Source organism: Butyricicoccus porcorum (assembly GCF_002157465.1).
GTDB classification, from domain to species: Bacteria; Bacillota; Clostridia; order Oscillospirales; family Butyricicoccaceae; genus Butyricicoccus_A; species Butyricicoccus_A porcorum.
In genome coordinates this window covers 135,538-155,388 of the sequence record NZ_NHOC01000004.1, presented here as the reverse complement: position 1 = coordinate 155,388, position 19,851 = coordinate 135,538, and the positions used below count along the sequence as shown (strand labels likewise).

21 protein-coding genes are annotated in these 19,851 nt (G+C 54.3%); 16 read left to right on the top strand and 5 right to left on the bottom strand.

Annotation, left to right across the window (positions count from 1 at the left end):
- Window positions 1–233: 233 nt before the first annotated feature.
- The 3 genes from CBW42_RS05115 to CBW42_RS05105 all read right to left on the bottom strand — a co-directional run bounded on the left by CBW42_RS05115 (window position 234) and on the right by CBW42_RS05105 (window position 2,798).
- Window positions 234–767 (bottom strand): hypothetical protein, encoded by a 534-nt coding sequence (locus tag CBW42_RS05115; RefSeq protein WP_087018401.1) that lies wholly within the window; start codon window positions 765–767, stop codon window positions 234–236.
- Between the two features lie 188 nt (window positions 768–955).
- Window positions 956–1,909, bottom strand: coding sequence for a carbohydrate kinase family protein (locus tag CBW42_RS05110; RefSeq protein ID WP_087018399.1), 954 nt, complete (start codon window positions 1,907–1,909; stop codon window positions 956–958).
- Between the two features lie 16 nt (window positions 1,910–1,925).
- A complete protein-coding gene (locus CBW42_RS05105) occupies window positions 1,926–2,798 on the bottom strand; it encodes a helix-turn-helix domain-containing protein (RefSeq protein WP_087018397.1) in 873 nt (290 codons plus the stop codon).
- A gap of 202 nt (window positions 2,799–3,000) precedes the next feature.
- Between CBW42_RS05105 and CBW42_RS05100 the strand changes: the two genes are divergently transcribed.
- Window positions 3,001–4,362 (top strand): MATE family efflux transporter, encoded by a 1,362-nt coding sequence (locus CBW42_RS05100; RefSeq protein ID WP_087018395.1) that lies wholly within the window; start codon window positions 3,001–3,003, stop codon window positions 4,360–4,362.
- 55 nt (window positions 4,363–4,417) lie between these two features.
- Here the strand turns inward: CBW42_RS05100 and CBW42_RS05095 are convergent, their stop codons facing one another.
- Window positions 4,418–5,758, bottom strand: coding sequence for a M20/M25/M40 family metallo-hydrolase (locus CBW42_RS05095; protein WP_087018393.1), 1,341 nt, complete (start codon window positions 5,756–5,758; stop codon window positions 4,418–4,420).
- A gap of 119 nt (window positions 5,759–5,877) precedes the next feature.
- Between CBW42_RS05095 and CBW42_RS05090 the strand changes: the two genes are divergently transcribed.
- From CBW42_RS05090 to CBW42_RS05080, 3 genes are all read left to right on the top strand, one after another.
- Entirely contained in the window at window positions 5,878–6,369 is a 492-nt protein-coding gene (locus CBW42_RS05090; RefSeq protein WP_087018391.1) for an NAD(+) diphosphatase, read from the top strand.
- A 112-nt stretch (window positions 6,370–6,481) separates the two neighbouring features.
- A complete protein-coding gene (locus tag CBW42_RS05085; protein ID WP_087018390.1) occupies window positions 6,482–7,393 on the top strand; it encodes a helix-turn-helix domain-containing protein in 912 nt (303 codons plus the stop codon).
- A 120-nt stretch (window positions 7,394–7,513) separates the two neighbouring features.
- Window positions 7,514–8,071 (top strand): biotin transporter BioY, encoded by a 558-nt coding sequence (locus CBW42_RS05080; RefSeq protein ID WP_087018388.1) that lies wholly within the window; start codon window positions 7,514–7,516, stop codon window positions 8,069–8,071.
- Between the two features lie 82 nt (window positions 8,072–8,153).
- Here CBW42_RS05080 and CBW42_RS05075 read toward each other — a convergent pair whose 3' ends face one another.
- Complete coding sequence (locus tag CBW42_RS05075; protein WP_087018386.1) at window positions 8,154–9,752, bottom strand: peptide chain release factor 3; 1,599 nt, start codon at window positions 9,750–9,752, stop codon at window positions 8,154–8,156.
- Between the two features lie 570 nt (window positions 9,753–10,322).
- Here CBW42_RS05075 and CBW42_RS05070 point away from each other — a divergent pair.
- The 12 genes from CBW42_RS05070 to CBW42_RS05015 all read left to right on the top strand — a co-directional run bounded on the left by CBW42_RS05070 (window position 10,323) and on the right by CBW42_RS05015 (window position 19,835).
- Window positions 10,323–10,661, top strand: coding sequence for an arsenate reductase family protein (locus CBW42_RS05070; protein WP_087018677.1), 339 nt, complete (start codon window positions 10,323–10,325; stop codon window positions 10,659–10,661).
- A complete protein-coding gene (locus CBW42_RS05065) occupies window positions 10,652–11,785 on the top strand; it encodes an FkbM family methyltransferase (protein ID WP_242969800.1) in 1,134 nt (377 codons plus the stop codon). Before CBW42_RS05070 ends, CBW42_RS05065 begins: the two co-directional genes overlap by 10 nt.
- Window positions 11,786–11,851: 66 nt before the next feature.
- Window positions 11,852–12,289, top strand: a complete 438-nt coding sequence (locus CBW42_RS05060) for an HIT family protein (protein WP_087018382.1) — start codon at window positions 11,852–11,854, stop codon at window positions 12,287–12,289.
- Window positions 12,290–12,466: 177 nt separating this feature from the next.
- Window positions 12,467–13,105, top strand: coding sequence for a site-2 protease family protein (locus CBW42_RS05055; RefSeq protein ID WP_087018380.1), 639 nt, complete (start codon window positions 12,467–12,469; stop codon window positions 13,103–13,105).
- A gap of 3 nt (window positions 13,106–13,108) precedes the next feature.
- The gene (locus CBW42_RS05050) at window positions 13,109–13,867 is read left to right on the top strand and encodes a segregation and condensation protein A (protein ID WP_087018378.1); all 759 of its coding nucleotides are present in this window, start codon (window positions 13,109–13,111) and stop codon (window positions 13,865–13,867) included.
- On the top strand, window positions 13,864–14,418 hold the full coding sequence (gene scpB / locus CBW42_RS05045) for an SMC-Scp complex subunit ScpB (RefSeq protein ID WP_087018376.1): 555 nt from the start codon (window positions 13,864–13,866) through the stop codon (window positions 14,416–14,418). The genes CBW42_RS05050 and scpB overlap by 4 nt, the downstream gene beginning before the upstream one ends.
- On the top strand, window positions 14,415–15,104 hold the full coding sequence (locus CBW42_RS05040; protein ID WP_087018374.1) for a DUF2953 domain-containing protein: 690 nt from the start codon (window positions 14,415–14,417) through the stop codon (window positions 15,102–15,104). The genes scpB and CBW42_RS05040 overlap by 4 nt, the downstream gene beginning before the upstream one ends.
- Before the next feature lie 63 nt (window positions 15,105–15,167).
- Window positions 15,168–15,617: a GerW family sporulation protein gene (gene ytfJ / locus CBW42_RS05035; RefSeq protein ID WP_087018373.1), complete on the top strand. Its 450-nt coding sequence runs from the start codon at window positions 15,168–15,170 to the stop codon at window positions 15,615–15,617.
- A gap of 96 nt (window positions 15,618–15,713) precedes the next feature.
- Window positions 15,714–16,829 (top strand): D-alanyl-D-alanine carboxypeptidase family protein, encoded by a 1,116-nt coding sequence (locus CBW42_RS05030; RefSeq protein WP_165761066.1) that lies wholly within the window; start codon window positions 15,714–15,716, stop codon window positions 16,827–16,829.
- A 50-nt stretch (window positions 16,830–16,879) separates the two neighbouring features.
- The gene (locus CBW42_RS05025; RefSeq protein WP_087018369.1) at window positions 16,880–17,602 is read left to right on the top strand and encodes a pseudouridine synthase; all 723 of its coding nucleotides are present in this window, start codon (window positions 16,880–16,882) and stop codon (window positions 17,600–17,602) included.
- 129 nt (window positions 17,603–17,731) lie between these two features.
- A complete protein-coding gene (locus CBW42_RS05020) occupies window positions 17,732–18,595 on the top strand; it encodes a MurR/RpiR family transcriptional regulator (protein ID WP_087018367.1) in 864 nt (287 codons plus the stop codon).
- Window positions 18,573–19,835: a BaiN/RdsA family NAD(P)/FAD-dependent oxidoreductase gene (locus CBW42_RS05015; RefSeq protein ID WP_242969799.1), complete on the top strand. Its 1,263-nt coding sequence runs from the start codon at window positions 18,573–18,575 to the stop codon at window positions 19,833–19,835. The genes CBW42_RS05020 and CBW42_RS05015 overlap by 23 nt, the downstream gene beginning before the upstream one ends.
- Window positions 19,836–19,851: the final 16 nt, after the last annotated feature.

Here is a 19,851-nt window from a genome sequence, read left to right as displayed (position 1 = left end):
CCTTCAAAAACATCCTTTCTTTTACCTTCCTTTTCTACTATATTCTGATAAATGCGGTGGGGGCCGCAGGGTACATAAGCGTCGGGAGAACTGTTCGCTGAATGTTGAAATAATTCTCTCTTCTCTCCTTATCCTTGTTGTTATGAAAGAACAGATCAATTCTCTCTGACTCTCGATTGCAGCGTACCCACAAAAAATTCCGCCATTGTGCAAGCAATGGCGGAATTTTTCTTTTATAAGGACTCAGAAGAATTGTCTTCTTCATTTTCCTCCACGCCGCGCATTCTGCGCAGTTCCTTGATGTGTTCATCCAGTGCGTCCATTTCTGCAACATAGGCTTCGGCAGCCGCTTTTTTCTGCTCCGGCGTGCCCTGGGCGAACGGGATTTTCCAGTGCGGTTCGAGATATTCCCGGCTGAACAGGAAACCGATGGCGGCGCCAAACAGCTGGTACCAGCCGACAGAGCCCTTTATCATGCCGAGGGCAAATACCTGGTTGATGACACCGAATACAACCATACCGGCACAGAAGCCGATAATGGCCATATAAAAACGGATGGCGGGCATGCGCCACAGCTGACGTTCGGTAAAATTGGGCTTCAGCGCGATGTAATCCGGATGTACCGGATAGTCCGGATCGGTTTCCGGCTCTTTGACCGGTTCCGGCTGGACTTCGGTCTCCTCCGGCTCGTCGGATACCGGATGAATTTTCGATTTGTCAATGTTGCGGTCGTTTATTTCGTCTTTCAACTGGTTAAAGAAACTCATACACTCACTCTTCCTAATGGATTTCAGAGAATGCGGCGGCATTTCCGCGTCCCTGGAGCAACCGATTGCGATATTGCGATATATTATAGCATGAACGCCCCGAATCTGCAACCGATTCGGGGCATTTTGCACAAGCTGTTCGCGGATTGTCTGCGATAAAAAGACAGAATTGTCAAATTCCGGTATGTTCAGCAATCCGGATAGACGGAACGCAATCGATGCAGAACCTGTTCGGCATCAGTCACGCCGGTCGCTGCGCCGACTGTTTCCACCGAAACGGAAGCGCATGCGTTGGCATAGCGCGCACAGCCTGCAAAGCTGTGTCCATCGAGCAGGGCGGAGAGAAAGCCGGCGGCAAAGTTGTCACCCGCACCAGTGGTATCGATGCAGTTTGTGGGGCAGGCTGGGATGTGCTGTTGTCCGGCTTCGTCAGCGATCAGGCAGCCCTTTGCGCCGAGCTTGATGATGACATGCCGCACGCCTGTGTCGAGCAGCGCGTCTGCGACAGCGCTGGGCGATGTCATGCCTGTGATCTGCTGTGCTTCTGCGAGATTTGCGAAGAAATAGTCCAGATAGCGCAGGGCAGGTGCGAGGTCGGCGAGTGTTTCGCCGTGCTTGGGCAGTGTCATGTCTGCGCAGGTAATCAGCCCGCGCCCGCGCACGCTGCGGAACAGCTGCTCGAGCTCATCGGGACCGATGAGCGGGAATACAAAAATACTCGCAAAGCAGAAGATTTTTGCCCCGTCCAGCGCCTCCGGCGTGATATCGCACGCCTCCAGTGCGCGCAGACTGCCGTGTGGATTGGTGAAAAAGCGGCGTTCGCCGTTGTTGTCGACCAGCACGACATTGATACCCGTGTCCAGACCTTCCATTTCACGAAAATGCTGTGTGTCGATTCCGGCAGAAGCACAGGTGCGCTTGAGATATGCGCCTGCGTCATCGCATCCAATGCGGGTGACCAGCCGCACACGCCTGCCGAGACGGGACAGCACGAGCGCTTCGTTCATCGCGTCACCGCCGGAGGTAAGGATAATGCGTCCGGCGGGCGTCGAGATCCGTGTGAAGACAGATGCATCTGCTGGCACAACAGGGATATCGATAATGGCAGCGCCTGCAATGACAATGTCACAGCAGTCAGACATAAAGCATTCCTCCAAATCAAATCGGATTTTTACGGAAGACCGCGGGGGTCAGACCGGTTTTTCCGGAAAAAGATGTGATAAAATTCGCTTCGCTGTGATAACCGACGCGGAAAGCAATCTGCTTGACCGACAGCTTCGTGGTCAGCAGCAGTTCCTTGGCGGCGTCGATGCGGCGCAGCGTGATAAACTCATGCGGGGAAAAGCCTGTGCGTACTTTGAACAAACGCGACAGGTGCGATGGGCTGAGGTTGACGGAAGCAGCCACATCGCTGACCGACAGGTCTTCAAACAGGTGCTGCGTGATGTAATCGATGACCTGAGAGACTGCGTCGCTGTCATCGTCCTGCTGCATGGAATGCGGCACGACAATGAGCTCGCACAGCAGGCGGTGGATGCGCTGTGACTGCTCGCCTTCGCTCATGCGTCCCGGCAGGCGGAAGGCATTGATGAGCTGAAGCATGGCGGTCTTGGTATTGTGCGAGGACGGGGGAGTCAGTACCAGCCGTTCGCCGTTCATCGTGCGGATATAGGAGAAGAAATCCTTTGTATTGCAGCCCTCCAGATGCATCCAGAGCGCTTCCGTATCCTCACGCGCGTAATAATGGTGCGGCAGCGTGCAGTCGATCAGGGCCACCTGTCCGGGCATCACAATGGCGCTCATACCTGCGTTTTCGACAAACAGCGAACCGGAGCAGATATAAAAAAGCATGCAATTCCGGTGGCTTGGCAGGCGGGCAACCTCAGAGTCATCGGTGAAATTGTATTCGGTTGTGCAGAAGTAGTGGCCACAGCGCGTGATATAGTAAAACAGCTGGCTTGCGGCCGCACTGGGGGTGTTGAAAAAACGGTCGGATTCCAGCAGAACACCGGGTTCATTGCATTTTCCCACAGCACATTCCTCCTTTTTTTTATTATAGCACAAAATCAAAATGAATTGGTTGATTTTTTTATTGTTTTAAAAAAAGAAATGAATATACTGTAAGAAAAGAACCGGAAGAACGCGAACGTACCGCATGTATTGCGGATGGGATTGGATCGCGTTTTTTCTAAATATTTGCATCAAATAACGGGAAAAAAGGGAAGGATTCACTATGATTCGGGACAAAAAGTTCTATAAAACCTTTGCGATTCTGACGCTCAGTATCGCGCTGCAAAACTTGCTGACCTATTCGGTCAATCTGGCAGATAATATCATGATCGGGCGATATTCGCAGGATGCCCTGTCCGGTGTCTCACTGTGCAACCAGTTCCAGTTCTTTTTACAGATGCTGGTTGTCGGTGTGAGTGAGGGCATTGTCGTACTCGGCGCACGGTACTGGGGCAAAAAGGAGATCAAGCCGATTCCCAGCATCATCGGCTGCGGCCTGCGCTTCGGCGGCGGACTGGCGGCAGTATTGTTTGTACTGGCACTGCTGTTCCCGCATCAACTTATCGGTCTGATGACCAATGACGCGGCGGTTGCAGAAGAAGCGATCAAATATCTGCGCATTATTTGCTTTACTTATATTATTTTTGCCATCACCAATATGCTGGCGTCTTCGCTGCGCTCCATTGGCATTGTAAAAATTGGATATATCATTGCGGGCTCTACGCTGTGCATTAACATCGTACTCAATTACATCCTGATTTACGGCCATTTCGGTGCACCTGCGCTCGGTGTGCGCGGCGCTGCCATTGCCACTCTGGTTTCGCGCACAGTAGAGCTGCTGATTGTCATCTGGTATTTGAAATACCGGGAGCATACGCTCAACCTCACGCTGAAAAAGCTGATCTGCATTGATACACGGTATATGGCGGATTATATCCGCATTTCCCTGCCGCTGCTCGTTACACAGGCACTGTGGGGCATCAATTCCATTTTCCAGACCGCAATCATCGGCAACATGGACGATTCTGCATCGGTTCTGCCGGCAAACTCAATTTCAGTTATCGTCTATCAGATTATTTCTGTTGTCGGGTATGGCGCAGCGAGCGCGGCGGCGATTGTCACCGGGCGCACGCTGGGTGAGCATGAGGATGACCCGGTCGCCGGCATTAAGCCCGTGCTGCACACGCTGCAAATTGTCTTTCTTGCCATCGGCGTAGTCACGGGCGTGGTTCTGTACCTGTCTCAGTGGCCAATTCTGATGATCTACAACACGCTGACCCCGCGCGCTGCGGAGCTGACCGGTCAGTTTATCACAGTGCTGGCGGTCACGACGGTCGGCACATGTTACCAGATGGCGACCGACTGCGGCTTCCTCCGCGCCGGCGGCGACACAAAATTCAGCATGATTAACAACAATATCTGGACATGGCTCATCTGTCTGCCGAGTGCGTTCCTGTGCGCATTTGTGTTCCATTTTCCACCTGCTGTTGTCTTCTTCTGCCTGAAGATGGATCAGCTCGGAAAATGCCCGGTTGTGTTCCTGCGCATCCGCTCGTTCAAGTGGATTCACAAGGTTACCCGGTAATGAAATCAAAAGCTGCCCGCAAGCGGGGGCAGCTTTTGTGTATCTACCGGAAGGATCAGAATGGGGACGGCTCACCGACAAAGCCGCTGTCAAACCGCGCGGCATACGCACGGTACTGCTCTGCGGTCATGGTCGGCTGGAAGCGGTCGGTCAGCGCACGCGCCTGCGCAGCATTGTCGCGCAGCAGGCGGTATATTGTCAGTGCAGCGAGCTTTGCGGGCTGTACATAGGCCGCTTTTTCATTAGTAATGCGGAAATCCGCGCCATGCAGTGTGCCGGAAAAGCCGGAAAACGTGAAGTTTACGACCGGCATGCGGTGTGACAGATCGCCGACATCAGTCGATGCTGCGTTGTGCACAAGCGGGCTGACCGATTCAAAGGTATTTCCGTCCGCGTCTGCGAGCAGAGAAGCGGCTTGTGTCAGCGCTTCGCACGGCAGACACGGTACTGTGGGCAGATAACCCATGCCGTCGGTGATTTCAACGTCGGCACCGAAGGCATACGCCGCGCCGCGGTAGGCGCGGTCAATTTTTTTGTCGGTTTCCAGCAGAGCATCCCAGGTCTTTGCGCGCACCTGCAAATCCACAATGACTTCGTCCGGCACTACGTTGACTGCCGTGCTGCGCATGCGCACGACTTCGCCGATGCGGATACAGTCCTCGTCGCGGAAGGTACTGCGCAGCATGCCGATGGCACTGCGCGCGAGTGTCACGACATCCAGCGCATTGATGCCCTTTTCCGGTGAAATGGCGGTGTGTGAAGCGCGCCCTTTGATGCGGATGAGCTTGGACAGGAAACCGCTGGTCGAGTTGCTGCCGAGCAGGAAATCGCTGTCACAGTGCACCATGTGTGCATGTGTGGTCACTGCCACATCGATGCCGTCAAAAGCACGGTCCATCAACAGCTGGGGCTTGCCGCCGCAGTAATCTGCCACGCCATCCTGCTGCAGCTGTGCCATGCGGTTCATCGGCACATGCTCCTCGCATGGGACGGCGAAAAATACCGCACTTCCACCCAGCTCTGCTGCAATTTCCGGGTCGCTCAGTGCAAGTGCTGCGCCCGCAAGGGCGGCCAGCTGCATATGGTGGCCACAGGCGTGGGACATACCGGTTTCCGGTACCGCCAATGGATGTTCCGGGCAGCGAATGCCGTCCAGCTCGCCGATCAGACAGACGGCTGGACGCGCTGTACCCACCTGTGCACGCACACCGGTGACAGCGAGGCCGGTTTCCGGGTGCAGCCCACAGAGATGCTCCAGCCAGTCTGCAACGCGCTGTGCTGTGCGGTGTTCGGTATAGCCCAGCTCGGCGTGCGCATAAATATCGTTGGCAAATGCCGCCAGTTCGGACGCATGGTCATCGAGAATGCGGCAGATGCGTGCTTCGATCGTGTTCATGGAAAAATCCCTCCTGCTGTCTCTCAGTATACCGCGCGCGAAAAACGGTTGCAAGGCGCAAATATCGCGGTATAATGGGAGGTGACAGACAGAACATAGGACAAAAGGAGTAGATGAACATGAAATTTTGCTATGAATGCGGCACCGAGCTGACGGAAAAATATCTCGAACGAGAGGGCATGGTGCAGTTTTGCCCGAAATGTAAACAGTTCCGATTTCCGATCTTTCATACCGCCGTCAGCATGGAAGTGCTCAACCCGGCACAGACACATGTGCTGCTGATCCAGCAGTACGGCAAAACGCGGAATATCCTTGTTGCGGGCTATGTCAGCCGCGGTGAGCAGGCAGAGCAGACTGTAGCACGTGAGGTACAGGAGGAAACCGGACTGCATGTGCACGATATTACCTTTCGGAAGAGCCAGTTTTTTGAGCCGAGTAATACACTCATGCTGAATTTTTCCTGTGTGGCAGACAGCGAAGATCTGAGCGGCATCACGGACGAGGTTGACCGCGCGGCATGGTTTCCACTGGAGGAGGCATCGCAGGCAATCGCACAGAACAGTCTCGCACAGGCATTCCTGAATAACTTTTTACAGCATCGCGCGCAGTGACATACGCTTCGGGCAGCCGTGCGGATCCAGCTCAAAAAATAATATCCAAAATCTGGAATAAATTTCTCCGGAAAGCCTTTACAGAAAATCCGCCGCATGGTATGATAATTACATGAGAAATTACGATGATACGGCGGTTTCCGCCGAGTTTCAGGACAAAAACGGGGGAATGGACAACGGCGGTGTGTTGCCGTCCTCGCAGATGTTTCTGCACCTTCCGTCAGAGTTTGCGCGGTCTGCGCTGATTTACGCAGCCTATGTCGGGCACTACTTTTGCGATCATACCTATACCGTCCACCGCAACCAGTTCGACTATTATATGCTTGCCGTTGTCGACAGCGGAGGGATGTTTTTTCAGTACAATGGCGAACGGTTTGAAGTGCATGCGGGGGAAGTGATCCTGCTCGACTGCCGCAGACCGCATACCTATGGCGCGATTGACAGCGTTTCGTTCCGGTATATCTATTTCCGCGGCGGCAGCAGCGATGCGTATTACCGGCTGCTGGCGGGAGAAAACGGATATTTTACCCGCCCGGCGCGCTCCGTCGAGGTTCAGAGTGCGATCCAGAGCATTTTCGCGCTTGTTACCGATACCATGTACGACGAGCACCGAGTCTCGGTACAGCTGTACCGGATTCTTGCTGAACTCTCCGGCTCGGATGGGCGCGGCGAATCCGTGCAGAACGCCGCTGTTTTGCATGCGATTGCATATATGGAGCATCATTTCTTTGAAAAGCTCACAATCGAGCAGATTGCAGATCAGGTCAACCTGAGTGAATATTATTTCAGCCGTCTGTTCCGCCGCTGTACATCCATGTCGCCACACGCCTATCTGGTCAATCTGCGCATTACCATGGCGCGCCAGCTGCTCACTGTATCACAGAAATCGGTCGAACGCATCGCGGAGGAGTGCGGCTTCCACAGTACGACGAACTTCATTCGCTCGTTCCGTGAGCATGTCGGCTGTACACCCAAACAGTTCCGCCGCGCCGCAATGGAGGAACACCGCGAAGAAAATACATAAATAATTTATCGTTAACCTGAAAATAAAAATAGGTTGACAATCGCTTTGCATGCGTGTATACTAATCCTTGTCCGGAAAATCGGACAGGGATTTTTTAAATGAATTGAGTGAAAAAAGACAATGGAACAGAAAAAAACCAAGACAAATGTACGTGAAATGGCACTGATTGCGGTTATGGCGGCAGTCACCTGTGTGCTCGGCCCGCTGTCCGTCCCGATCGGCGTCGTTCCGATTTCGTTTACCAACCTCGCGGTTTACCTTGCGATTTATGTGCTCGGTTGCAAGCGCGGCACAATCAGCTACATCGTATACCTGCTGATCGGACTGGTTGGCGTGCCGGTCTTTTCCAGCTTTACCGGCGGTGTCGGCAAACTGTTTGGGCCGACCGGCGGCTACCTCATCGGCTTCATTTTTATGGCGCTGATCTGCGGCTGGTTTATCGACAAATTTGACTGCAAGCTGGTGCCCAGCTTTGTCGGCATGGTGCTTGGCACGATTGTGTGCTATGTGTTCGGCACGGTCTGGCTGGCATATCAGGCTGGGATGTCGTTCTATGCGGCACTGGCAGCAGGTGTTCTGCCGTTTATCATCGGCGATCTCGTCAAGATGGTGATTGCCGCGGTCATCGGCCCGCAGGTTCGCCGCCAGCTGGCACGCGCAGGTCTGACCACAAAATAAAACAGACAGCTTCGGATGACAAAAAGATAGCAAAAAACAGCGCTTCACCTCAGTGCGAAGCGCTGTTTGCGTCTGTATGAATTTATTCCTCTGCACGGCCGAATTCGGCAAGGCGCAGATCGGGGTTTTTGTCCATCGCCCAGTTCATGTTCCACATGCTGGTGAACAGCAGCAGGTAGCGTCCACGGTAATCCTGAACAACCTTGCTGTCCGAGGTGATTTTCAGCTCATCCGGCTGAACTTCCTCGTTTTCAATCCAGCGCAGGTACTGGTACGGCAGGCTCTCCATGACGATATCTACGCGGTATTCGTTCTTCAGACGGTATTCGAGCACGTCCAGCTGAAGGGTGCCGACAACGCCGACAATGACCTCTTCCATGCCGGTGTGCGGCTCCTGGAAAATCTGGATGGCACCTTCCTGTGCAATCTGTTCCATGCCCTTGATGAACTGTTTGCGCTTCATGGTATCCTTCTGGCGGATGCGGCAGAAGACCTCCGGGGCGAAGGTCGGGATACCGGAGAATTTGCAGTCAAAGCCCGGGGTGCAGACCGTGTCACCGATGGAGAAAATGCCCGGGTCAAATACGCCGATGATGTCGCCTGCGTACGCCTCGTCGATAATGGCGCGATCCTGTGCCATCATCTGCTGCGGCTGTGCGAGCTGGATTTTTTTACCTGCCTGCACGTGGTAGACATCCATGCCCTTTTCAAATTTGCCCGAGCAGATGCGCATGAACGCGATGCGGTCACGGTGCGCCTTGTTCATGTTCGCCTGAATCTTGAAAACAAAGGCGGAGAAATGCTCGTCAAACGGGTCGACAATCTCACCATGCGAAGTACGCGCGGTCGGGGGCGGCGTCATCTCCAAAAAGTACTGGAGGAACGGCTCGACGCCGAAGTTGGTCAGGGCAGAGCCGAAGAAGACAGGGGACAGTGTGCCTTCACGCACGCGGTCGAGGTCGAAGTCCTCGCCGGCGCCGCTCAGCAGCTCAATGTCGTCCTGAAGGGTATCCCACAGACGTTCCCCGATCAGCGACTCAAGTGCCGGGTCATCGATGGGATAGATGGTGGACTTTGCCTCCTTGACGCCGGAAACAGAAGCTGCCTCGAACGCCATGATGTGATTTTTCTGGCGGTCATAGACGCCCTTGAACTCCTTGCCGCAGCCAATCGGCCAGTTGACAGCATAGGTGTCGATGCCGAGTTCCTTTTCCAGCTCATCCAGCAGGTCATACGGATCACGCGACTCAAGGTCCATCTTGTTGATAAACGTAAAAATCGGGATACCGCGCATGGAGCAGACCTTGAACAGCTTGCGCGTCTGAGCCTCGACACCCTTGGAGGCATCGATGACCATGATAGCGGAATCTGCCGCCATCAGCGTGCGGTAGGTGTCCTCCGAGAAGTCCTGATGGCCTGGCGTGTCCAGAATGTTGATGCAGTGGCCTGCATACTCGAACTGGAGGACGGACGAGGTGACGGAAATACCGCGCTGCTTTTCGATTTCCATCCAGTCGGAAACCGCATGGCGGGTGTTTTTCTTGCCCTTTACGGTGCCGGCGAGCTGGATGGCTCCGCCGTAGAGCAGGAATTTCTCCGTGATGGTCGTTTTACCGGCGTCCGGGTGCGAAATAATCGCAAACGTGCGGCGTTTGGTGATTTCTGATTTCAGATCTGACAAATGAATAACCTCCGATCAGGGTGATTCAGAATAATTCAGTAAAAAAGCGCCGACAACAATATGCGGCGCATACATATTTAATATAACATAACTCGCCGGAAAATACAATCACATAACCGGCGAAAAATAGGCAGAAAAGCGGCGCGCCGATTTGGTAGGAGATTCGGCGCGCCATACAGTAAAGAGAGAGATATATGAAAGCACAGAATGGGAAAACTGTGCGGTGGCAGGCTAAGAAAAGAAGCCTTAAAGTGAAGGAAAACGGTTTTTTTCTTTTGTTTTGCCTTCTCTTTAGTACACCTATAGTATACGCAGAATAAAGCGCGAAAGCAATGGACAGGATTCATAAAATATGGAAAATTTCGATGCAATGGTGCGGCAGATTGAACAAATGTACACACGATGTATTCATGCGATAGACATGCCCGTGAGCGAAGGACACGGCGGAGGGTATCGGACATTGTGTTTTGCAAGCCGCTGTGGTAAGATGATAGCAAGATGGAATCTGTCCTTCTTGCATTTGTCGCCTGTGTGCAGAGCGGAAAGGGACAGAAATCAAAGGAGAATAACATGAACATTCAGATTTTTGGCAAGAGCAAATGCTTTGATACAAAGAAGGCGGAACGATATTTCAAAGAGCGCCGTGTCAAATACCAGTCGGTCGATCTGCTGCGCTACGGCATGAGCAAGGGGGAATTCACTTCTGTCTGCCGTGCGGTTGGACTAGAGGCGATGATTGACCCGAAGGCAAAGGATCCGGATGCGGCGATGCTGCCCTATCTCGCGTCCGATGAGGCGAAAATGGAAAAGCTGATGGAAAACCCGAAGCTGCTGCGCACCCCAATTGTGCGCAACGGAAAGCAGGCGACTGTCGGCTACTGTCCGGATGTGTGGAAGACATGGGAATGAACTGTCTGCCGCATTTTGTGACCGAAACCGAGTCGATCTGGGACGTTTTGCAGCGCGAAACACGCCCGATTGCACTGTACGGCATGGGTGACGGTGCGGAGAAAATTCTGCGCGTGTGCGGGGAGCGTGGCATCGAAATTGCAGGTATTTTTGCATCGGATGAATTTGTACGCGGGCACAGCTTTGCGGGTTATCCGGTGAAAAAGCGGTCGCAGCTGGAGCAGGAGCTGGGCGATTTTGTCGCCGTGATTGCGTTTGCGTCCAGCCGCCCGGAAGTACTGACTCTGTTTGACGACCTGGATCGCACGCATACGACATATGCGCCGGATGTTCCGGTCGCGGATGGCGCATTGTTCGACCTCGCTTTTGTACAGGCGCACTGCGAACAGCTGGAGCAGGCGTATGATTTGCTTGCAGATGACCGTTCGCGCGCTGTGTTCGCCGCGACGGTCAACTTCAAGCTGAGCGGAAAGCTGCACTGGCTGCGCGATTATACCGACAGCCGGGAAAACGCGTTCCGGACGTATCTCAAGCCGCATGAGCAGGAGCATTTTGTTGATCTCGGCGCATACAACGGCGATACCATTCGTGAGCTACTGGAGTATACGGACGGCAAATATGCGTCGATTACTGCGCTGGAGCCGGATAAAAAGACGTTCAAAAAGCTGAAAAAATATGTGGAACAGGCGGAACTGGAACATATCCGTATTTTGAATGCGGGTGCGTGGTCAGAGCCGGGAGAGATGCTGTTCGGCGGCAAGGCGGGGCGCAATTCTGCACTCACACCGGTCATGCATGCGGTTTCGCATGACAAACATACGGTATCCGTACCGGTTGAATCGGTTGACCATGTGCTGGACGGCGCGCCGTGCACGCTGCTCAAGCTGGATGTCGAGGGTGCGGAATATCAGGCCCTTGTGGGCGCACGGGATACCATTCAGGAATACCGCCCGCGCATTGCCCTTTCCGCGTATCACCGCAGTGAGGATTTATATGAGCTGCCGCTGCTGCTGCACGATATGTGCCCGGAGGTATACATCGGGATGCTGCATCATCCGTATGTCCCGGCGTGGGAGACAAATTTTTATGTAACTTTTTCCAGAGGTCTGGAAAATTCGGTGTGATTGCGGTATACTGAAGATACCCCAAAGAAACGAAAAGAGAAATAGTAGGAAAAGGAGACGATACCAATGGCAACTGCACCGAATTGTTTTTATTGTGATCCGAATCATGAGGGCCGTCTGGCGCTGATGATCCCGGTTGGCAAGATGAAGGTCAGCACCCTGCACCTGTTCAAGGATCAGGCTCATAAGGGTCGCTGCATCGTTTCGCTCAACGATCACAAGTCCGAGCTGTTTGACCTGACCGAAGAGCAGCGCAAGGATTACATGGACGACGTTGCTGCCGCTGCCGCAGCTGTTAAGAAGCTGTGGGGCTGCACCAAGGTGAATCTGGGTGCATACGGCGACAAGCTGCCGCACCTGCATTTCCACATCGTACCGAAGTACGAGGGCGGCCCGGAGTTCGGCGGTTCGTTCGCAATCAGCTATGAGAATCCGGTATTCCTGTCTGACGACGAGTATGCCGAAATGATCGCACAGCTCAAGGCAGAGCTGAACATCGACTGATTTTTATCACAAACGGAGGAGGGCAGAGTGCATGGCGCTTTGCCCTCTGTTTTTGTCCGGTTTGTAAAATCCCCCTGATTTGCTTGAAATCTGCCTGTTTTCCGGCTATACTATAATGCATATTCCTGTATTTTTCAATACAGGTGTCAATTTGCTTTTCAGGAGAAGGATTGATTTATGTTTTCGGGCAATTGGAACGACATTTTGATAGAGTTGCTTATCAGCATCCCGGCTGTGCTGCTGTGCCTGAGCGTGCACGAAGCCGCGCATGGCTTTGCGGCGAATGCGCTGGGCGATCCAACCGCGAAAAATGCGGGGCGGCTGACGCTCGATCCGATTCATCATCTGGATCCGATCGGCACGATTTGCCTGCTTCTGTTCCATGTCGGCTGGGCAAAGCCGGTTCCGGTCGATGTGCGTTATTTTAAAAAGCCACGGCGCGATATTGCGCTGGTTTCACTGGCAGGGCCGCTGTCCAATTTTCTGCTTGCGCTCATCGCGCTGTTTTTACAGCGGATCTTCATGTCAGGCAATTCGACGATCCTGCTTGCTCTCGGCTTGTTCTGCTATTCGACCGCGGTTATGAGTATCGGTCTCGGTGTGTTCAATCTCATCCCGGTGCCGCCGCTGGACGGCTCGAAAATTCTGTTTTCCTTTCTGCCGTATCAGGCTGAATTTAAATTTGCGCGGTATCAGCAGTATATCCAGTTCGGCCTGCTGATCCTGCTGCTGCTCGGTGTGTTGGATACGCCGATCAATGTTGTCATCAATTTTGTTTACCGCATCCTGTCTGCGGTTGTCGGACTGGTGCTGTGATTTATGACGGAGAAAATGACCTTCCATCTGACCGCCTTTGACGGCCCGCTGGATTTATTGTTACATCTGATTGCGAAAAACAAAGTCAATATCTATGACATTCCGATTTCGCTGATTCTCGAGCAGTACATGGAGGTGCTGCGTGAGGTACAGTCGGCGGATATGGAGGTTGCAGGCGACTTTATCACAATGGCGGCGCAGCTGATGCTGATTAAATCGCGTATGCTGCTGCCGAAGGAAAAAAACGAAGAAGACGAAGACGACGACCCGCGCGCACAGCTGGTGGAGCAGCTGCTGGAATACCAGCGCATCCGTGAGGTACAGCCGTTTTTCCGTGCGCACAGCGACGCGGCGCGCGATATTCTGACGCGTCCGCCTGAACCGCTGGAGCGCAAAAAAAAGTTTGAAGGCACGCTGCCGCCGGAGAAGCTGCCGGATGCCGCGCGGCGCATGCTGACGCGCATCGGGCGCAAGCTGCCGCCGCCAGTCAGTGCATTTTCCGGCATTGTCGGACGTGAGCACGTGCCGGTGCATACACGCATTACATCGATTTTGCTGCGGTTTCGCCGGAAGGCAACACTGAATTTCCGCAGCCTGTTTGACGATACGCACAGCCGGTCGGAGATTGTTGCGACATTTCTCGCCGTGCTGGAGCTGTCCAAGACGCGCCGCATCCATATTGACGGCGAGGGCGATGAGACAGAGCTTTCGCTGTGCACCGGTGAGGAGCGCACAGAAATTCGGGAGGAACGCATTTCATGAATGAATTGTCCTGCCTGCTGGAGGGCATTTTATTTGCATCGGGTGAACCTGTGTATGAGCAAAAGCTGATGCAGGTGCTCGGCATCGATGCGGACATGCTGCACCGCCTGGCACAGAACCTTGCGGACAGCTATGACGCGGAAAAACGTGGCTTTCAGCTGATCCATTTGCAGGACAGCTATCAGATGGTTTCGCGCGCGGAATATGCGGATACCATCCGCCGCGCACTGGAGGTGCGGCGTGCGCCGGGACTTTCGGCAGCGGCACTTGAGGTGCTTTCGATTGTCGCATACCGACAGCCGGTCACACGCGCTTATGTCGAACAGCTGCGCGGCGTGGACAGCTCAAACACCATCCTGACGCTGCTGGATAAAGGCCTGATTGAGGGCTGTGGGCGGCTGGATGTGCCGGGCAGGCCGATGATTTACCGCACAACAACGGCGTTTTTGCGGGCATTCTCCATTTCCTCGCTGGATGACCTGCCTGACTTGCCGGAGCTGACGGAGCTGGAACAGAAAAGAGAGGCAGAACGCGCGGAGGAACAGGCATGATTGTTCTCAAAATCATCGGCATTTTGCTGCTGGCAGTCCTCGGTCTGGGGATTGTGCTTGCGGTTTTGCTGATGTGCCTGCCGGCGCGTGTTGAGGTCAGGCGGCGCCTGCCGGACGGTCCTTTGCGTGTGCGCATTGGCTTCGGCCCGGTCAGACGGGTGTGGACGCTGGGACAGACGGGAAAAAGCAAACAAAAACGACAGAAAAAGCCGGAAAAAGCGCCCGCAAAGCCCAAAGAAAAAAAGCCGCGCGCCCCGATGATTGACGTCAGGAAGCTGGATTACGAGCAGGCGCTTTCGCTCGCACTCGATCTGATTGACGATATGGCGGGAACCATGACATGGGAGCGGCTGCATGTCACCGTCATCCTGCACACGCCGGACGCGGCACAGACAGGCAACCTGCTGGGTGCTCTGTCTGCACTGATCGGCAATCTGTATCCGTATTTCGAGCGCGCCTTTGTACTGAAGGATACGAAAATTGTACTCGATGCGGATTTTGACGCGGAACAGACCGTTTGGGGCGTGGATTGTTCCGTTATGACGCGCATTGGCCGCTTTCCGCGCGTCTTCTGGCGCAGGAGGAAGGCACTCTGGGCGCTGTGGAAATCCATCCGCACGACAAAGGAAGAAGCAAAACAATGGGAAGCGGAGCACGCAGCTTCACAGCCCATGGAGCAGAGATAACAAATACAGAATGAGGGCGGGGACATTTTTACGAACACGCCCGGCAGAAAGGAAGAGGACGAAATGGCAGAACATGCAGTAAATGGCCTGATGGCAGAGACAATGGAAAAAATCCGTTCGATGGTGGATGTCAATACGATCATCGGCGACCCGATTGTTACGCAGGACGGCACGACGCTCATACCGATTTCCAAGGTCACATTTGGCTTTGGTTCCGGCGGCAGCGATTTTAAATCGAGAAACAGCTCGGACAATGCGCCGCTGTGCTTTGGCGGCGGCGGTGGTGCAGGCGTCAGCATCACGCCGATCGCGTTTCTGATTGTCAACGGCGGGGATGCGCGCATTCTTCCGGTCAATATGCCGGCAGAAAACAGCACGGATCGCCTGATTGAGATGATTCCGGGTGCAATCAACGGCATTCAGAACTTTGTATCCGGACGCCGCGGCAAGCAGGATGAAAGTGATTCCTCTGCGCCGGTTCAGACGGGAGAGACTGCACCGACAGCGGAATAAACCGAACAAAAGAGGGGCAGGATGCGCTGCTCCTCTTTTTGGTTGTGCGCATAAATCTCCGCCTTGATCCGTAAAAATGAGGGGGAGGGGATGCGCATGAGAAAACGGCTGCTCTTTTGTATCTGTCTGGCAGTATTGCTGTGCGCGCGGCATGCGCTGGCCTACTCCGCGTCGGCCTATGCCGTACTGTCGGCGGATACCGGCGTCCTGCTGGACGGCTCACAGGAAAACCAGCGCCTGCCTATGGCGAGCACGACAAAAATCATGACCGGTTTGCTTGCGGCGGAGGACCCCGATCTGGAACGGGAAATCACGGTTCCCGCGGCGTGTGCAGGTGTGGAAGGCTCATCAATGTACCTCAAGGCGGGGGAAAAACTGCCGCTGCGAGAGATTCTGTATGGACTGATGCTGTGTTCCGGTAATGACGCGGCAGAATGTATCGCAGCGGTATGCGGCGGGCGCGAGGATTTCATTGCGCGCATGAACACGCGCGCAGAGCAGCTCGGTCTGGCCAACACGCATTTTGACAATCCGAGCGGGCTGGACGGCGAGACGCATTACACAACCGCGTATGAACTGGCGAAGCTCGCGGCATTTGCCCTGAAAAATGAGACATTTGCCGAAGTCGTTGCAACGACAAGCCATACGTATGGCACGCGAACCATGGTCAACCACAACAAAATGCTGCGGCTGTATGACGGTGCAATCGGGGTCAAAACCGGATTTACCCGGACAGCAGGGCGTTGCCTGGTCAGTGCGGCAGAGCGGGACGGGCGCACCGTTGTCGTTGTGACGCTGAACGACGGAAATGATTGGAACGATCATATTTCCATGTTGGACGCGGCATTTGCCGGTATGAAAGAAACCTCTTGGGCGCAGAAGGGAGAAGCTGCCTGCGAGATTTCGGTACAGACCGGGCAGGCAGAGACGGTTTCTGCGGTGTATGCAGACGATCTCAGTGCGACGATGCTGGCGGGGGAACAGGCAGAGCTGCGCATTTTCTGTGCACCATTTTTGTATGCGCCTGTCGAGAAGGGTATGGTCTGCGGCTTCGCACAGGTGGTGTGCGGTGATACCGTGCTGTGTGAGACAGAGCTGCTGTGCGCAAACGCCGTCGCCGCCGATGAAACGCAGGCGGACACCGGCTGGTGGGAACGGTTTCTGCTGTGGCTCGACCGTATACGCGGACGGGAAATAGAAGAAATGCAGTGAGGATGCATTGATAGAAAATAGAGAAGCCTAGAGCGGAAAGAGGAAAAAACGTGCAGGAAAGATTACAGAAAATCCTGTCCGGGGCGGGCGTATGCTCGCGCCGGGCGGCGGAAAAGCTGATGGAGAGTGGGGCTGTGACCGTCAACGGTGTGACCGCAAAACCGGGAGACCGTGCGGATGCGCAGGTCGATGATATTTGTGTCAACGGAAAACGCATCGGCGGACATGAAGAACTGCATACCATCATGCTGTACAAGCCTGCGGGTGTTGTTACGACGATGTCGGATGAGAAAAACCGCAGAACAGTGGCGCAGCTGGTGCAGCGCTGTCCGGTACGCGTGCTGCCGGTCGGGCGGCTCGACCAGTATTCCGAGGGACTGCTGCTGCTGACCAACGACGGCGCGCTGCTCGATGCGCTGACCCATCCGCGATATCATGTGGATAAGACCTATGAAGTCACAGTGCGCGGGCAGGAGCAGAATCTCCCCAGATTGTCCGAGCCGATGGACATCGACGGCTACCGTATCCGCCCGGCACAGGTCCGGGTAACCGCCCGGCAGCCGGACGGTACCTTCGTGCTGCATATGACCATTCATGAGGGGCGCAACCGGCAGATTCGGAAGATGTGTGCACAGTGCGGGTTCAAAGTGCTTCGGTTGTGCCGGATCGCGGTGGGAAAGCTCCGGCTCGACCGTTCGCTGCGTCCGGGACAGTGGCGCGAGCTGTCCGGCGGCGAAATGGCTGTGCTTCGCCGGGATACTTTACAGAAATGATACAATATGAAGCGAATCCTGCATAATTTTTGCAATTGGAAGCGGAAACACTTGCATTTTTTTGCAGCAGCAGATACAATGAAAGATACATGGAATATCAAGAAAATGTGAGGGTAAGAGGCACAAACTATGAATGATTTAATGAGCAAAATCCAGAATAATCTGTCTAAATTCTCCAAAGGGCAGCGTCTGATTGCGAAGTATATCATTGAGCATTATGACAAGGCGGCATTTCTGACCGCAAGCAAGCTGGGCGCGACCGTCGGCGTCAGCGAATCGACCGTGGTCCGGTTTGCCACGGAGCTGGGATATGACGGTTATCCGCATCTGCAAAAGGCATTGCAGGAGATGATCCGCAACAAGCTCACCGCCGTCCAGCGTATGGAGGTCACAAGCGACCGTATGGGCGATCAGGATATTCTGCGCACCGTGCTGTCGTCTGATATTGATAAAATCCGCATGACACTGGATGAAATCGACCGCCGATCCTTTGAAGGTGCGGTAGAGGCGATTCTGGGAGCCAGACATATTTATATTCTGGGCGTGCGTTCTTCGGCTGCGCTGTCCAGCTTTTTGGGGTTTTACTTCAACCTGCTGTTTGACAATGCAAGATTGATCCATACCAACAGCGTCAGCGAGATTTTTGAACAGATTTTGCGCGTCGGCGAGGGTGATGTTGTGCTCGGCGTCAGCTTCCCGCGCTATTCCAAGCGCACGCTCAAGGCATTGGAGTATTCCAAAAAATCCGGTGCAACTGTCATTGCGCTGACCGACAGCCGCCTGTCACCGCTCAGCCAGACGGCGGATTATACGCTGCTTGCAAAGAGTGATATGGCTTCGTTTGTCGATTCCCTCGTTGCGCCGCTCAGCGTTATCAATGCGCTGATTGTCGCCATCGGCATGCGCAAGCAGAATGAAATCAGCGATACCTTTAACAAGCTGGAAGCAATTTGGGACGAATATCAGGTATATGAAAAACTCGACAATGAATAATCTGACCGTTGCGGTCATTGGTGCCGGTGCGGCTGGACTGATGGCGGCGGGGACAGCGGCACAACAGGGCGCTTGTGTGCTGCTGTTTGAGCACAATGAAAAGGTCGGGCGCAAGCTCGCCATTACAGGCAAAGGTCGCTGCAATGTCACAAACAACTGTGATGCGCAGACCTTTCTGACCAATGTGCCGCAAAATCCGCGCTTTCTGTACAGCGCACTCGGCGCGTTTTCCGTACAGGACACCATGGCGTTTTTTGAAAAGCTGGGCGTACCGCTCAAGACCGAGCGCGGCAGCCGTGTGTTTCCGGTTTCCGACCGGGCACTGGATGTCGTCGATGCGCTGTATGGCTGGGTACGCCGGTGTGGTGTGACGATTGTGCACGATGAGGTGACGGATCTCTGCGTGGAAGAAGAAACGGGTGCCGTTTGCGGTGTGATGGCAGGCGGCAGGCTGCGGCGCGCTGACCGCGTGATTGTTGCCACCGGCGGAAAATCCTATCCGCTGACCGGCTCGACCGGTGACGGATATGTCTGGGCGGAAAAGCTCGGGCATACAGTGACACCGCTGCGCGCATCCCTTGTACCGCTGGTCTGTGCGGGAAAGGACTGCCCCCGTTTGCAGGGGCTGTCGCTCAAAAATGTCACGTTGACCATATTTGAAAACAACAAAAAGCTGCATGAGGGCTTTGGTGAGATGCTGTTTACGCACTTCGGCATTTCCGGCCCGCTGGTGCTCAGCGCATCGTCGCACATGCGTAAATGGGATAAGGCGACATACCGCGCGGAGATCGATTTCAAGCCCGCACTGGACGAGGCGACGCTGGACAAGCGCATTCTTTCGGATTTTTCCGGTGAGCTGAACACGGATTTCCGCAATTCGCTCGGCGCGCTTTTGCCGCGCAAGCTGATTCCGATTGTCGTGGAGCGTTCCGGCATTGATCCGCATCAGAAGGTCAATGCAATTACCAAAAAGCAGCGGCATGCGCTGGTGCGCGTGCTCAAGCATTTTGAACTGGAAATCACGGAGCCACGCCCGGTTTCAGACGCCATTGTCACATCGGGCGGTATTTCGGTGCGTGAAATCACACCGAAGACAATGGAATCGAAAAAGGTGCCGAACCTGTATTTTGCCGGCGAGATCATCGATGTGGATGCGTATACCGGCGGCTTTAATTTGCAGATCGCGTGGTCAACCGGCTACCTGGCAGGGTTGAATGCCGGACAGAGCACGGGAGAATAAAGAGATAAGGTAGGAG